Genomic DNA, 14181 nt, shown 5'->3' with positions numbered 1-14181 from the left:
CACCTATCGTTCGTGCGTCGAGCGCCACATCTCTATGTAGCGTCCCACGTTCTCGGTCTCAAGCGTGGTCACGCTCCTTGATGGCAGCGACCCTGTGAAAGAACGGCCGTAGCGCTTCTGCACCACGCGCGAGTCCGCAAGCACCAGCACCCCTCGGTCACTCGACGTGCGGATGAGTCGCCCCGCAGCCTGCTTCACCGAGATGACCGCCTCGGGCAGCGAGTAGCGCCACCACGCACGGTCTTCGCGCAGGTCACGCTCGCGCACAATTGGGTCGTTGGGGCTTGCGAACGGCAGCTTGGGTATGACCACGCACCTCAGCGTGTCACCAGTCGCGTCGAATCCCTCCCAGAAGGACCGCAATGCCAGAAGCGACGTGCGCTTCTCGGCCAAGAACTGCTGCCGCAGACGACGTGGGGACGACCCTCTCTCCTGGCATACCAGCGCAAGCCCGGCCTTAGTGAGACGGGGCTCAAGCGCGGCGTACACACGCTCCATGTCGCGTCTGTTGGTGAACAGCGTGAGCACAGAACCGTCCATGGAGCGATGCACGTTATACAGAAGTTCAACAAGAGCGTCGAGGTAGTTGGCATCGTTTGGTGCCGGCATATCCTTGGTCACAATGACCGACATACCCTTGTCGTAATCAAAACTTGAATCAAGATGAACATCTTTGTGCATGGATGCGGGAAGGCGGTCAAGACCCACCGCATGGTCAAAGTGCGAGAAGTCGTCCTTTACCGCCATGGTCGCCGAGGTGAACACCACGCTCTTCATCTCGGGGAGCCAGTTCTGAGCGAGGTCAGCGCCCACATCGAGCTTCTCGGCCAAGAGCTTCTCGGCGCCAATACGTCGCTTAGAGCGGTATAGCTCCGCGGAGTACACGTAGGTCTGATCCTCTCCGCCCAGGATGAGACGAAGGCTCTCGAGAAGCTCGGAGACAAAGCGCCCAGACTCCGTAAGGTCCGCACCAAGCTGGGGCGCCACCTCGGCAAGTTTCTCCTCCGCCTCGCCCAGATGCTTCGCCGCCTCGTCGAGGTGTGCCACGGCAGAAGCACCCGCCTCGGCAACGGCACCCCACTGCGACGTCTCGCGGACCTTCTCGTCAATCCAGAGCGTCGCCATGTCGTAGCCGCCGTCGCCCCTGGCAAGCGTTCCAAGCTCATGCACGGCCATGAACAGGTCGGCCGTGGACACGGACGCGCGCGAGACAGACGCAGCCGCCTTGGTGAGCAGCCCCTGCACAAGCGTTGCCCCCTCGAGCTTAGACGCCGAGACGGACGTCATGACCGTGTGCAGCGCTCCGCTCTTTGTACCTCCGAGCAGCTCGAACGCAGCACGGGCTGCGTCACCGGAGACTTCGTGCGCCCACTGGCGCCGCGCCTCGCCCTCGAAGGAGTGGGCCTCGTCGATCACCCAATGGCGAATGGGTGGCAAGATCTTTCCCTCGGCAGCAACGTTGCGTAGCAGCAGCGAGTGGTTGGTCACCACCACGTCGCCGCTGGCAGCACGCCGGCGGGCTCCATGAACCAGGCACTCGTTGGGGAAGTAGGGACAACGCGTGCGCAGACACTCGTTTGGTGTGGTCGTAAGCATCTGCCGAGGCACGTACCGCCAACGAATCCCCAGCGCATCTAGATCGCCGTCAGGCGACTGGCAGGAGTACGCATACGTCACGGCGATGGCAGTTAGCATGTCTCCGGCGATGGCATTGTCCGAGCGGCCGTCATTACGTGCGAGTTCCAGAGGCAAATCCTCAACGGCTGCTCGGTCCAGCCTGTGCAGGCACGGGTAGTGCTCATAGCCCTTGAGGCTGTGGAAGGTGAGTCCCTTGGGCAGCGCACGCGCAAGCGCAGGAAGTTCGTGCGAGACGAGCTGGTCAGTAAGGGCGTTGGTCTTGGTGGCAATGCCCACAGTCACGTTGTTGCGCTGAGCAAAGAGGACCTCGGGCAGCAGGTAGGCAATCGACTTCCCAACGCCCGTGCCCGCCTCTATCGTACGGTGGGTCGAAGTGGCAAGGGCATCGCGTACCTCGAGCGCCATCGAGACTTGCTCCGGGCGCGTCTCGTAGCTCTCGTACATACGCCCAACAACGCCGTCTGGCGCAAACTCGTCACGAATCGTCTCCGGTGAAGGAGCAACAAGTGACTCATCGCTCTCTGCCGCATCCGCACGTGGGTGCGTTTCCACACGGGAGACCAGGCCATGGCGCAGGGCCTTGAGCGAGAAGGGCTCTGGGCCTCTCTCGGCCGCAAGGTGTGCGATGACTGGCCTAAACGACCACTCTACCTCGGGGTGCATCTCCGATAGCCTACCCAGGAGACCTGCCGGCAGGTCAGAGAGGCCCAGCAGGATAATGCGCCACATGCCGCAAAGCGCGTCAACGTCGTCTCCCGCGCGGTGCGTTACCGAGTCGCACCCAAAGGCCTCCGCCATGTCTGAGAGCCGGTGAGACGAGAGGCGCGGGAGGGCGATGCGTGAGAGCGCGAGTGTGTCGATCCAGGTGTCAGATACCTCAGAGCCTCCGCGGACGCTCTCGATGAACGTGCAATCAAAGGTTGCGTTGTGCGCCAGCACAGGGGAACCGCCCACAAAGTCTGCCAGCGCCCTCACGGCCTCGACAGGGCTAGGCGCTCCCGCAACGTCGATGTCGCGAATGCCCGTGAGACGCTGGATCTCTGGTGGGATGGGCCTGCCGGGATCGACGAAGGTCTCGAAGCGATCAACTGCCTCGCGTCCGGAAAGCCGCGCGGCCGAGATCTCTATGAGCTCGCAGTCCTTGAACGAGAGACCCGTGGTTTCGGTATCGAGCACCACGATGTCCTCTTCGAGCAGGTCAAACCCATGGGTTCTCGCACGTTCGGCAAGGTTGAGGTAGTTAGCGCGTATGTCTTCGGGCGTTCCAGGAAGAAGCAGCCGCTCGAGGGCGGCTGCAGCTCGTTCCGTGTTCTCTTCTCGCCCGCCAGCATTGGCAAGGGCCATGGCTATGCCTCCGACTTCCCGTGGGCCTCAAGCGCATACTCTACGAACTTCTTGCAGAGTTCCGGGAACTCAATGCCGCCGTGACGCGCGGAGTCAGGCAGGAGGCTGTTCTCGGTCATGCCGGGGATGGTGTTGGTCTCGAGAATCACCGGCGTGCCGTCCTCTCGCACAATAAAGTCGCTGCGCGAGGCACCCAGGCAGTGAAGCGCGCGGTGGGCACGAATGGCCAGCTCCTGGGCGTGAGCATAGACGCCGGCCTCCAGACGGGCCGGAATCACGTGATGCATGGAGGACGGCTCGTACTTAACCTTGAGGTTGTAGAACTCCGCACCGGTCACTATCTCAACAATGGGCAGTGCCTTGGGGTTGTCGTTGCCAATAACGGGAACGGTGATCTCGGTTCCGGTGACGCACTCCTCGATGAGCGCACGGTCACCGCCGGCTGTCGCGCGTTCCACGGCCTCGGGGAGCTCGGAGGCGCTCGTCACGCGGGTCACACCAAAGCTCGAGCCGTTTGCGGCGGGCTTCACAAAAAGTGGCAGGCCGAGCTCGTTCACGATGCGGTCCACGTCATCAGCAGTGAGCTTGGTGCCGGGCGCAACGTCCGTGCCGCACGGCGTGGGGATGCCAGCCTGGTTGTAGAGGGTCTTTGCGACCTCCTTCTCGGTACTTACGGCACTCCCAAGAACGCCCGAGAAGGTGTAGGGCATGTGCAGAATCTCGAGAAGGCCCTGGATGCAGCCATCCTCGCCATAGTGCCCGTGCATCGCGACAAAAGCTACGTCATAGCCACCATTCGCAAGCTTCGACACAAAGCCATCGCCTGCAGGATCAAGCAGGTCAACGCCCGCAAAGCCCACCTCGGTGAGCGCCTTTTGGCACGCGCGCCCAGAGTCCAGGGAAATTTCCTTCTCGTCAGACCAGCCGCCGGCGATAACGACAACCTTGAGGCCCAACACGTCCTGACTTGTCATGTGCTCTCCCTCGCATCTCTCCGCCGTGCGGTAGACTCAACTCACACGGAGACAGTAACCCAAAGAGGATACTCCACCACACCATACGATAAGGGCAAGGTGCTAGAAATGCAGACGGATGACGTCAACCGAAACAACGAGAAGCTCGACCTTAGGAACTGTACGCGCGGCCAGCTTGAGGCACTTCTCGCAGAGCTGGGCCAGCCCAAATTCCGTGCCAAGCAGATCGAGGACTGGGTATGGGTCAAGAACGCGACCTCGCTTGATCAGATGACCAACCTCTCCAAGGCACTTCGCGCACAGCTTGCAGACTACGTTACGCTCGGTGGCGTCGAGGAGGTTGCGCGCCAGGTTTCCCAGGACGGTAGCCGCAAATATCTGCTTCGCTTCCCGGATGGCGTAGCCGTGGAGTGCGTCGGCATGCCTTCGAAGAACCGCCTTGCGGTGTGCGTCTCAACGCAGGCAGGGTGTGCCATGGGCTGCGCGTTCTGTGCGACAGGTGCCTCTGGCCTTACTCGTTCCCTCACGGCTGGCGAGATATACGAGCAGGTCATGCACGTGCGCGATGACTTCAACACGCGTGTGACCAGCGTCGTGATGATGGGGCAGGGCGAGCCGATGATGAACTACGATGCCACGCTCGCTGCGCTACGGCGCCTTAACTCCCCGGATGGAGCCGGCATTGGTGCCCGTCATCTAACGGTCTCTACGTGCGGCGTCATCCCCATGATTAAGCGTTTTGCAAACGAGCCCGAGCAGTTCACGCTCGCCGTTTCGCTTCACTCAGCCAATCAGAGCACGCGCAACATCCTCATGCCGGGCGTAAAGAAGTACTCCCTCATCCACCTCTACGACGTGATGGGTGAGTACGTGGACAAGACGGGTCGCCGCCCAACATATGAGTACGCGCTTATCCAGGGAGTGAATGACAACGAGGACGAGCTTGGCGCCCTCTGCGACTTCTGTCGAGGAACCCTGGCTCACGTGAACATTATTCAGCTTAACGAGGTTCCAGGCTCTAAGTTCAAGCCGGCAAGCCCCGAGCGTGCCGCAGAGTTTGTCGCTCGTCTGGCATCGGTTGGCGTTGAAGCAACCATCAGAAACTCTCGAGGCGCAGACATCGACGCTGCCTGCGGCCAGCTTCGACAGCGCATGCAGGAGCTCTAGGCGGAATTGCTGCAGTTTTCCCGCTATGGCTTTGTTACGAGATGGGGTGGCCCCTAGCTTGGCCACCCCATTATTTTAGAACACATGTTCTTAACTTTGAATCCTTCAGACCTAGTACCCAAGGTCCTTCCACTGACGCATGGTCGTCTGAACATTTGGCAGAGGTCCGTCTTCCGGCATTACATCGCCTCTCACCGAGCTGATTACCTCATTTATGCGGTCATATGACTTCTTCACGGTTTGGACCATCTTCTTGAGATTTTCTCGGGCTTCGTCAGAGAGAACCTCTCTGTAGACTACATAGCCAACGCCAGCGGCAGTTGCTACGACTACCATCCCACCCAGTAGCTTTTTCATTCAAACTCCTACTCCCTGGTAAGGAGGTCCACGAGATGTGCGAGTTCATCCTCGTCCTCAAACTCAATCTCTACCTTGTTTCTTCCACGAACAGTCTTGACCTTCACGTTGGTATCTAGAGCTAATCTCATTTGACGTGCTGCCCGCTTGAATGATTGAGGGACTGGTTGGCGACGTACCGGTTCAGCTTGACTATTGTCAGAAAATAGTGGCGCGAGAGTTTCTGTCTGCCTTACCGACAAACCTTGAGCAACAACTTTCTCAGCTAGGCGCACTCGTCCTTCTTCTGAGGGTACAGCGAGAATTGCTCTCGCGTGCCCAGCAGTGATCTTACCCTCACTCATAAGCTCCTGGACCTCATCTGGAAGATCCAGCAGTCTAAGCGTGTTGGTTATCGCAGACCTTGACTTAGAGACGAGACGAGCGACCTCTTCTTGTGTCAGGCCATTACTGTCAAGCAGCTGCTTATATCCTTGGGCTTCCTCGATGGGGTTGAGATCAGATCTCTGAAGATTCTCAATGAGCGCAAGCTTAAAGACATCCTCATCACTGATATCCCTTATGACTACTGGGACCTCATCGAGGCCAGCTAGCTTTGCCGCCTGGTAGCGTCTCTCGCCCGCAACTATTTCGTACCAGGTGCCTTTCTTGCGTACGATAATCGGCTGCAGGATACCATTCTGCTTAATTGAGTCTGCAAGCTCGGCAAGCTCGTCTGGATTGAAATTCTTTCTTGGTTGTCCCTTATTTGGCTTGATCTTAGTGATGGGGAGCGTTGAATCAGGAGTAGGAGCGCCAACCTCAGCGTTAGCTTCTCCCATCAGTGATTCTAGTCCCTTGCCAAGTCCTGATTTCTTAGCCACGACGAATCACTTCCTTTGCCAGCTTGGTATAGGCAGATGCACCCTTACTCATTCTCGCGTACATAGTGACAGGCAGCCCATGACTCGGCGCTTCAGCAATTTTCACATTGCGTGGAATGTAGGTTTTGAATATCTGTTGTCCAAAGTAGTTCTCGCACTCTTCAACGACCTGGTGCGAAAGGGTAGTTCGCGTATCGTACATGGTCATAACAACGCCAAATATTGAAAGTGTTGGATTGAGGCTACTTTTGACCATTTTCATTGACTCAATGAGCTTTGTTACGCCCTCAAGTGCATAGTACTCGCACTGTATTGGAATTAAGAGCTGGCCGGACGCAACAAGGGCATTGATAGTTAGAAGTCCCAGTGATGGAGGACAGTCGATAAATACGTAATCAAATTCGCCTTTTATCTTCTCAACTACACTTTTGAGAATACTTTCGCGTGCCATTGCTGAGACAAGCTCAATTTCCGCACCGGCAAGTTGTATTGTCGCGGGTGCAACGAATACTCGGTCTTCTACAGTGTCAACAATGACCTCTTCAATTGGGTAATCTTGGAGCAGGACATCATACATGTCGTGCTCAAGGTCTTCTTTCTCAATTCCATATCCACTTGTTGTATTTCCTTGGGGGTCTAAGTCAATTACAAGTACTTTTTTCTTTGCTTCCCCAAGTGCAGCGGACAAATTAATAGCCGTTGTCGACTTACCAACGCCGCCTTTTTGGTTAATGATGGCCAAGACCTTTGGTTCTCTATTTGTATATCCCCGTTTGACATCTTGGAATCCCACGAATGACCCCCAATTGCCGAGTATGAATGCGTCTAATCTGTGTTTGCTCACCAATCTGGTGTATGTCAATCATAGGGTATTGTTTCACGTGAAACGTTGAGAATCTTTCTGATTGTTTTGATGATGAGTTCGGCAAGCTTCAATATTCATATTCACGCGTTTCACGTGAAACTAGTCTATAGCTTTCACTCGTCTATCAAATTCTTGCTGTTTCACGTAAAAAATCATCACTAAACTGTAAGAACAAACCTTCTTTGCTGATGCAATGATTAACTCTAAACAGTGAACAAATAGACTAGCAAGTAGATCGCTCTCAGCAACGAGAACATCTGTGATATTGGATTTTGGTGCCTCGTACAACGAAAATCATGTTTTCAAAGACCAGGAGTTGCTTGTTTCACGTGAAACGTAGTAAAGACATATATCGCAATAAGGCAGGGACATGAGTCAAATCAAATTGATGAATTAGAGTAAATAAAAAATGTACACGTATCGAACGGAGCAACGAAAAAATGACCCCAACCAACAATAGAGAGATTGGGGTCACAATTAGCATCAACGAATACCAGAAATTGAGCAACAAGGAAATATAGTCCTACTCGATTCCAAGGGGTGCTCTCTTAGCCATTCCAATCTGACGAGGAAGTTTGATACGTGGATTCCCCGTCTTTGTATAAACGAGGATGGTTCGATGACCAAGTTCAGAAGGCAATTCATATTCAAATAGCCCAGACTCCTCAAGACCGCAAATCTTAGCAGCTCTATTAGCGGCGATAAGTTCCTCTGTGGTTGGGTTACCCTTACCAACAAGCAACGTCCCATTCTTTCTCAGACATGGTGTCGCGTACTCAATAAGAACATTCGTTTGGGCAACCGCTCGTGCGACAACAACATCAAAACGGGAGTCGCACAATGAGGGTACTTCCTCCGCACGGGCATGAACACAAGAAATCCTGTCCGATAGACCTAACTCATCAACAAAGTCCTGAACAGCAGAAACCTTTTTCCCTACAGAATCTATCAGGGTCGCTTTGCACCCACTAACAAGAGTGAGAGGAATGCCTGGGAATCCAGCACCAGTTCCAATATCAAGCAAAGACGAATCTGATTTGAGCAACGTTGGAGCATGCGCAACAAACAACAGCGAGTCGATAATGTGAAGGACAAGAGCTTCATGTTCATTGGTGATGCGTGTCAGATTCATCACTTTGTTCTTCTCGATAACAAGTTCCAAATGGTGAACGAGAAGATCGATTGTTTTATCAGATACATTTATTCTTGAGAGGTCTGCATCGTGGGCAATGAGTTCACGAAGCGCCTTGCAAGACGTATCTGAAGTCATACCGTTCATTGTCTCTCCTAAATCCATGGCATATGCTGATAAATCAAATTAGGGTTTGCCAAAAACTCTTGAAGCGAGAGAAATTGGCATAAAAAAGGAGGGTGACTGTGCCACCCTCCAAAACTGTACCTCATGTGAAACAGCAGTAATCGCCTTAAAGCTTGACCGGTGTGATTACTACGTACCTGTCAGGATCTTCACCCTCAGAGTGCGTAGAGACCTCGGGGTCCTCACGCAGAGCGAGGTGAACCAAACGACGGTCATAGGCATTCATCGGAGCAAGCTTAACACTCGAACCATGGCTCTTCGCGCGAGAGGCAGCATTACGAGCCATCTGCTCAATCTTCTTCTTAGCACGACTGCGATAGCTCTCAATATCGACCACGATGGGATAGTAGAACTTAAGCTTACTGCTCAGAAGCGTCGTAATAACGGTCTGAAGCGCCTCAAGCGTGCGGCCATGGCGACCGATGAGAACCGCAAGGTCACCACCGTTCACATCAAGGATGAGTTCGCCCTCCTCGCCGTCATACTCATCAATAGAGGAATGAGTCTCGCCGAAAAGGTTGAGAATGCCCCGCAGATACTCAACTGCAACGTCAGCAATACGGTCTGTCTCGTCGTCAGTCAAGGCAACGCCAGCTTCGTAGTGCTCGCGAATCGAAGCAAACTCGTCATTGGCAGTATCCTGGGCATCGGTATCACCCGAAACAACAACATCAGACTCGACAACATCGCCGAGAGTTCCTTCCTCCATCACAAACCTCCTAGAAAGGTAGGTATCAAATCGCACTAATATAACTAAAACTGAATATAATCAGCAATGCATACAAATTAAGTGAGAACTGCCTCATAATACCTAGCTCTTCTTGTGCGGACGGGGCTTCTTCTCCTTGCGTACCACGTCGACGGTGACCGAGGACTGACCCTGCATACTCTGCTCGGCCTCTGCCTTGGCCTTCTCCATGACCTTGCGTGTCACGAAGTACTGCTGAACAATGCCCCACAGTGCAGAGGCGTTGTAGTAGAGAACAACACCAGCCGGGATGCTCCAACCGAACCAGGCCATCATTACGGCCATGATGGCACCCATGCCAAGCTGCTGCTTGCGCTGGTCCTCTGAGACCTGGCCAGCATTGATGGCCATCTGCAGGAACGTAAGGACGCCAAAGAGAATGACAAAGAAGATGTAGATGGCCGCAGGGCCCCATCCGTCGGAGCTAATCATGCCGCCCGCAGATCCAGCAAGCGAGGGGATGATGCCATAGAAGCTTGCATCGGAAGGAATGCGGTCACGAGCAACCGTGAAGAGAGCAAAGAAGATGGGCATCTGAAGAAGCACAGGCAGGCAACCCATAACGGGGTTGAAGTGAATGTCGGAATAAAGCTTCTGCATCTCCTGAGCCTGACGCTCTGGATCGTCTGCGTACTTGGCCTGCAGCTCCTGAATCTTGGGCTGGGCAGCCTGCATACGGGCCGAAGACTCAACCTGCTTGTTCATCAGCGGCATGATGAGCACGCGAATGATAACGGTAAGGATGATGATCGCGAGGCCCCAGTCCCCGCAGAATCCCTCAATGCCCGCGAGTACGCCGGCGAGAAAGTCAATAATCCAATCCCACATGGTTCCTCCGTGTGTGTCCCCGAACGATTAGGGAACGGGGTCGTATCCGCCAGCGTGGAAAGGGTGACACCGCATGAGACGCTTCACAGCAAGCCACCCACCCTTCGCCAGACCGTACTTGGCTATGGCCTGTCGAGCGTACTCCGAGCAGGTCGGCGTGTAGATGCAGTGTGGCAAGAACAGAGGTGAGATGCGGCGCTGATAGAACCGAATGGCCCTTGTCGCAGCATGCGAAAGTGCAGACTCCCCCTTGTCCTTAGCCACACACCACACCGGCCCTCTCGAGCAACCTCTCAAGGGACGTCGCCACGCGCTCGGGGGAGCTGTCATGGGTCTTGTCGGTCGAGAAGAGGATTACGTCGTAGCCGTCACGCGGTAGCGAACAAGCGCGTGCTGCCTCTCGCAGGACGCGCTTGCACCTATTTCTGTAGACGGCGTTTCCAAGCCTTTTTGGCGCAACAAAGGCGACCTTCGGCAGGTCGCCTTCGCTCGTTGGCACCACTCGAATGCGCAGTAACGCGTCGTTGTAGCGCTTCCCGCGCGAGAAGACCCTCTCAAATTCGGCACGCGATTTGATGGTCTCCATGATGCTGTGTTAGACGGTGAGCTGCTTGCGGCCCTTGGCACGACGACGGGCGAGAACCTTGCGGCCGCCCTTGGTGGCCATACGAGCACGGAAGCCGTGGGTCTTGGCGCGCTTACGCTTGTTGGGCTGATACGTACGCTTCATGATGTATTCCTCCCATACGGGTCTAATGTCTTGAGCACTAAGCCCAAAGATTGTAAGGGTCTCTCCGCCAAGATGTCAATTTAATGCAGAATAACTGCACGGATTCGCACCGTACCAACCCATGGTAGGCCACAACAGCAACCATCCCCTCGCCAAGGAATGCTGCAAGAAATCTTCCGCGAGACGAAAAGAAACGTCCAAGCAGCTGACAACTTTCTTCCTGATGCTATGATTTTCCAGCCGGTATTTCACGTTTAGACCCAGTTATCAACCAAGTTTCATCCGATGTTGAAAACTTTCGTTCACATAGAAATCCGAGCGAAAGTTTTCATCCAAGGTTCAAACGGGGTTGAAAAGTCCGAGCTGGTGAAAAGAATCAAGAGGTAAAGCGGGATGGACCACGCGTTCTATCCGTTCGTAGACAACATGTCCGAGGATGCGAGCAGGGGGGACGAGAAGTCCCAGGAGAGCAAGCAGAAGGAGACCACGGCCCAAGGCGAGCTTGGAGCCGTGCGCTATCCCGCACGCATAGCCATCTACGACGATGCGGCCGCGGCTCCTCGCGTGGTGGTCATCGAGCCAACGGACATACGCAGCTACCTCGAGGAAATCACCGCGACCGTCAACCGTCTCGCACACGAGCAGGGAAGTCAGATTCCCTTCACCGTCATTCGCGAGATCGTCGAAAACTTCATCCACGCATACTTTATCGCCCCCACCATCACGATACTCGACGGGGGGAACACGCTGCGCTTCTCGGACCAAGGGCCAGGCATCCAAGAGAAGGACCTAGCCATGGAGTACGGCACCACCTCCGCAACAGAGGAGATGAAGCACTACATTCGCGGAGTTGGGTCAGGCCTCCCGTACGTGCAGCAGTACATGACCGACAAGGGCGGCAGCCTCACCATAGAGGACAACATCTCCGGCGGAACAGTCGTGACAATATCGACCAGGCCAAAGGAAGATGCCGAGAGATGCGCGGCACCAGGCAAGCCCGGGGGAACCACACAGCAGGTACCGCAGTCGCAGATGCCGCAGGCCTATGGACAGACACCCTATCCAACGCAGCCAATGCCAGGAGCCTACCAGCAGCCTTTCATACCGGGATATCAGCAGTACTACCAGCCGGTACCGTCCCAGATCCCGCAAGGGTTCTATCCGCAGCAGGGCTACCAGCAGCCTGCCTATCAGCAGCAAACTCCTGCCCAGGCGCTGGCGCCCGCTCGGGCCTCAGAGCAGCCAGCACCAGCATGGACGGCGGAACTCGGCCGCATCAACCTTTCGGACCGCTCGCAGACAATCCTCGAATACCTCTCGGCGCACGAGATGGTAGGCCCCACGGAACTGGTGAGAACCTACGGTAAGTCGGCGCCAACCTGGTCGCGTGAGCTCGCAAGCCTGGTGCAGATGGGCGTTCTCAAGAAAATTGGCCAGAAGTACTACCTCACGCAGCTAGGACAAAACTTCGTGTAAGACCATTGCCTCACTCACCAGCCAAGATAGTAGGTTTTCAACATTTCTCGTTGTTCTCGCCGCTTACAGGTGTTCATAAGGGAGAGTTTTCAACAATATCTTTATAATGGTCTCTCGCACGAGGGACGGGCGCCGATTGCGCCCACGAGCGCCGAGAGGGACGCACGCAATGGAACCAGGGATTGACTCAGACACCGAAGCGCTATGGCAGGACATGTTCGACCTGGTGAGCAAGCGCTGCCTGCCCGGGTCGGTCATGGCCATGCTACGCAGTTGCTCGCCAACGTCGCTGGATTCTGGCGTCCTCCACGTTGAGACACACAGCCGCACGGTCAAGAACCGCCTCTCGAAGCACCTCGAAGTCATTAACGAGTGTCTCACCGAGGCTGCGTTCGAACCAACCACGCTTGACATCGCCTTTGTGCAAGACCCTGATGCAGCGCCTCTCACCACCAGCTCGGCAGTGACGCCCGAGGAGGCGCGCCGCTGGATGGCACCATCCCCGCAGGTGGCCGCGCCCGCGACGGTCCAGGCACCCGCTGCGCCGCCACGCGCCCCCGAGGACGCCTGGATCGACGAGAACGCCGCGCGCGAGGCCGCGGGTCACGAGCGGCGGGCGGCAAACCCACTGGTAGACGATATCTCGGAGATGGACTCAAAGCTCACGTTTGACCGCTTTGTCGTGGGTGACGAGAACACCTTTGCCTACCAGGCGGCGCTTCAGGTGGCAAACGGAGAGAACCGCACCTACAACCCGCTCTTCATCTATGGCAAGAGCGGGCTTGGCAAGACGCACCTCCTGCGCGCCATACAGAACTACATCTCGGCAAACGACCCCACCCGCGTTTGCGTGTACAAGGATGGCTCGTCCTTCATCACCGACTACACCACTGCCATGTCACACCGCGAGAGGTCTGCTCCGGACATCCTGCGCGACCACTATTACGACATCGACGTTCTTATCATCGACGACATCCAGAAGCTCGCCGGCAAGGCGGGCACCATCGACTTCTTCTTTGATGCGTTCAATCACCTCACCAGCGCCGGCAAGCAAATCGTACTCGCCGCAGACCGCTCGCCCTCACAGCTGGGCGCCGAGGCGGCCTTCGACGAGCGCGTGACAAGCCGCCTGGACTCGGGCTTCTCGACATCGATCCAGGTGCCAAACTACGAGCTCAAGCTGCGACTCATCACCACCTTCTGCGAGCGCATGCACGAGGACGCCGCCGAGGGCCACGTGGGACTGGCCATCACGGGCACCATCTCGAAGGAGAACATCAGCTACATGGCCGAGCGGGCGGGCACCAACATCCGTGTGATCGAGGGGTTCTGCCAGCGCTGTCTCATCGCCGAGACGCATCGCGAGCAGCACGGTGAGGAGCTCTCGCGCGAGGACATTAACCGCCTTGCCAAGGAGTCGTGGCCAAACGGCGAGAAGCAGTACAAGATTGAGGAGATTCAGCGGGCCGTCGAGCAGTACTTCGACATCTCTCACACGGACCTCGTGGGCGAGAAGCGCAACAAGGACATCATGAACGCACGGCACATTGCCGTGTGGCTCTCGAAGGAGCTCTGCGACGCCACCTACGCCGAGATTGGCGAGCATTTTGGCGGGCGTAGCCACGCCACAATGCTCAACAGCATCAGGGTGGTGGACAAGAAGCGCAAGGAGGACAAAATCTACCACGACCGGCTGGTGCAGATCCGCGATAACATCACCGAGAACACGTAGGTCAAAAAGACGGGAGAAAGGCGTACGAAAACCCTCGAAAAGTGGGAACACAGTGTTGAGAGAGTTATCAACATGACTTCGACCGTCGAGAACCACTAGTTCCGAGAAGACGAACCGGAAGATTTGTTATGGCATCTACCA

14 protein-coding genes are annotated in these 14181 nt (G+C 55.9%); 3 read left to right on the top strand and 11 right to left on the bottom strand.

Annotated features, from left to right (window positions below; genetic code table 11):
* Positions 1–3: 3 nt before the first annotated feature.
* Both BMX94_RS07970 and BMX94_RS07965 read right to left on the bottom strand, forming a co-directional pair.
* Positions 4–2982 (bottom strand): helicase C-terminal domain-containing protein, encoded by a 2979-nt coding sequence (locus BMX94_RS07970; protein WP_091005398.1) that lies wholly within the window; start codon positions 2980–2982, stop codon positions 4–6.
* A 2-nt stretch (positions 2983–2984) separates the two neighbouring features.
* Positions 2985–3956, bottom strand: a complete 972-nt coding sequence (locus BMX94_RS07965) for a D-alanine--D-alanine ligase family protein (RefSeq protein ID WP_091005396.1) — start codon at positions 3954–3956, stop codon at positions 2985–2987.
* 108 nt (positions 3957–4064) lie between these two features.
* Between BMX94_RS07965 and rlmN the strand changes: the two genes are divergently transcribed.
* On the top strand, positions 4065–5123 hold the full coding sequence (gene rlmN / locus BMX94_RS07960) for a dual-specificity RNA methyltransferase RlmN (RefSeq protein ID WP_091005394.1): 1059 nt from the start codon (positions 4065–4067) through the stop codon (positions 5121–5123).
* 111 nt (positions 5124–5234) lie between these two features.
* Here the strand turns inward: rlmN and BMX94_RS07955 are convergent, their stop codons facing one another.
* From BMX94_RS07955 to rpmH, 9 genes are all read right to left on the bottom strand, one after another.
* Positions 5235–5480 carry a DLW-39 family protein gene (locus tag BMX94_RS07955; protein WP_091005392.1) on the bottom strand — a complete coding sequence of 82 codons (246 nt, stop codon included), beginning with the start codon at positions 5478–5480 and terminating at the stop codon, positions 5235–5237.
* A gap of 8 nt (positions 5481–5488) precedes the next feature.
* Positions 5489–6343, bottom strand: coding sequence for a ParB/RepB/Spo0J family partition protein (locus tag BMX94_RS07950; RefSeq protein WP_091005390.1), 855 nt, complete (start codon positions 6341–6343; stop codon positions 5489–5491).
* Positions 6336–7136 carry a ParA family protein gene (locus BMX94_RS07945; protein ID WP_091005446.1) on the bottom strand — a complete coding sequence of 267 codons (801 nt, stop codon included), beginning with the start codon at positions 7134–7136 and terminating at the stop codon, positions 6336–6338. Before BMX94_RS07945 ends, BMX94_RS07950 begins: the two co-directional genes overlap by 8 nt.
* Positions 7137–7731: 595 nt before the next feature.
* On the bottom strand, positions 7732–8487 hold the full coding sequence (gene rsmG / locus BMX94_RS07940; protein ID WP_177171377.1) for a 16S rRNA (guanine(527)-N(7))-methyltransferase RsmG: 756 nt from the start codon (positions 8485–8487) through the stop codon (positions 7732–7734).
* Positions 8488–8632: 145 nt separating this feature from the next.
* Positions 8633–9235: a Jag family protein gene (locus BMX94_RS07935; protein WP_091005387.1), complete on the bottom strand. Its 603-nt coding sequence runs from the start codon at positions 9233–9235 to the stop codon at positions 8633–8635.
* A gap of 102 nt (positions 9236–9337) precedes the next feature.
* The gene (locus BMX94_RS07930) at positions 9338–10102 is read right to left on the bottom strand and encodes a YidC/Oxa1 family membrane protein insertase (RefSeq protein WP_091005385.1); all 765 of its coding nucleotides are present in this window, start codon (positions 10100–10102) and stop codon (positions 9338–9340) included.
* A 27-nt stretch (positions 10103–10129) separates the two neighbouring features.
* Positions 10130–10366 (bottom strand): membrane protein insertion efficiency factor YidD, encoded by a 237-nt coding sequence (gene yidD / locus BMX94_RS07925; protein ID WP_286160057.1) that lies wholly within the window; start codon positions 10364–10366, stop codon positions 10130–10132.
* A complete protein-coding gene (gene rnpA / locus BMX94_RS07920) occupies positions 10359–10688 on the bottom strand; it encodes a ribonuclease P protein component (RefSeq protein WP_032110078.1) in 330 nt (109 codons plus the stop codon). Before rnpA ends, yidD begins: the two co-directional genes overlap by 8 nt.
* Positions 10689–10697: 9 nt before the next feature.
* A complete protein-coding gene (gene rpmH / locus BMX94_RS07915) occupies positions 10698–10832 on the bottom strand; it encodes a 50S ribosomal protein L34 (RefSeq protein WP_032110077.1) in 135 nt (44 codons plus the stop codon).
* A gap of 393 nt (positions 10833–11225) precedes the next feature.
* On the opposite strand from rpmH, the gene BMX94_RS07910 reads away from it, so the two are divergent.
* Both BMX94_RS07910 and BMX94_RS07905 read left to right on the top strand, forming a co-directional pair.
* Positions 11226–12308, top strand: a complete 1083-nt coding sequence (locus BMX94_RS07910; protein WP_091005381.1) for an ATP-binding protein — start codon at positions 11226–11228, stop codon at positions 12306–12308.
* A gap of 169 nt (positions 12309–12477) precedes the next feature.
* Positions 12478–14040, top strand: a complete 1563-nt coding sequence (locus tag BMX94_RS07905; protein ID WP_091005379.1) for a DnaA ATPase domain-containing protein — start codon at positions 12478–12480, stop codon at positions 14038–14040.
* Positions 14041–14181 lie beyond the last annotated feature (141 nt).

Source organism: Olsenella sp. KH3B4 (genome assembly GCA_900111695.1).
In the GTDB taxonomy this organism is placed as follows: Bacteria; Actinomycetota; Coriobacteriia; order Coriobacteriales; family Atopobiaceae; genus Tractidigestivibacter.
This window is presented reverse-complemented; position numbering and strand designations above follow the sequence as displayed.

What these genes read in the sequence shown, in the direction of transcription:
- BMX94_RS07970 (WP_091005398.1), bottom strand. Translation starts at nt 2,982, where the DNA reads ATGGCCCTTGCCAATGCTGGCGGGCGAGAAGAGAACACGGAACGAGCT.
- BMX94_RS07965 (WP_091005396.1), bottom strand. Translation starts at nt 3,956, where the DNA reads ATGACAAGTCAGGACGTGTTGGGCCTCAAGGTTGTCGTTATCGCCGGC.
- rlmN (WP_091005394.1), top strand. Translation starts at nt 4,065, where the DNA reads ATGCAGACGGATGACGTCAACCGAAACAACGAGAAGCTCGACCTTAGG.
- BMX94_RS07955 (WP_091005392.1), bottom strand. Translation starts at nt 5,480, where the DNA reads ATGAAAAAGCTACTGGGTGGGATGGTAGTCGTAGCAACTGCCGCTGGC.
- rsmG (WP_177171377.1), bottom strand. Translation starts at nt 8,487, where the DNA reads ATGAACGGTATGACTTCAGATACGTCTTGCAAGGCGCTTCGTGAACTC.
- BMX94_RS07935 (WP_091005387.1), bottom strand. Translation starts at nt 9,235, where the DNA reads ATGGAGGAAGGAACTCTCGGCGATGTTGTCGAGTCTGATGTTGTTGTT.
- BMX94_RS07930 (WP_091005385.1), bottom strand. Translation starts at nt 10,102, where the DNA reads ATGTGGGATTGGATTATTGACTTTCTCGCCGGCGTACTCGCGGGCATT.
- rnpA (WP_032110078.1), bottom strand. Translation starts at nt 10,688, where the DNA reads ATGGAGACCATCAAATCGCGTGCCGAATTTGAGAGGGTCTTCTCGCGC.
- rpmH (WP_032110077.1), bottom strand. Translation starts at nt 10,832, where the DNA reads ATGAAGCGTACGTATCAGCCCAACAAGCGTAAGCGCGCCAAGACCCAC.
- BMX94_RS07910 (WP_091005381.1), top strand. Translation starts at nt 11,226, where the DNA reads ATGGACCACGCGTTCTATCCGTTCGTAGACAACATGTCCGAGGATGCG.
- BMX94_RS07905 (WP_091005379.1), top strand. Translation starts at nt 12,478, where the DNA reads ATGGAACCAGGGATTGACTCAGACACCGAAGCGCTATGGCAGGACATG.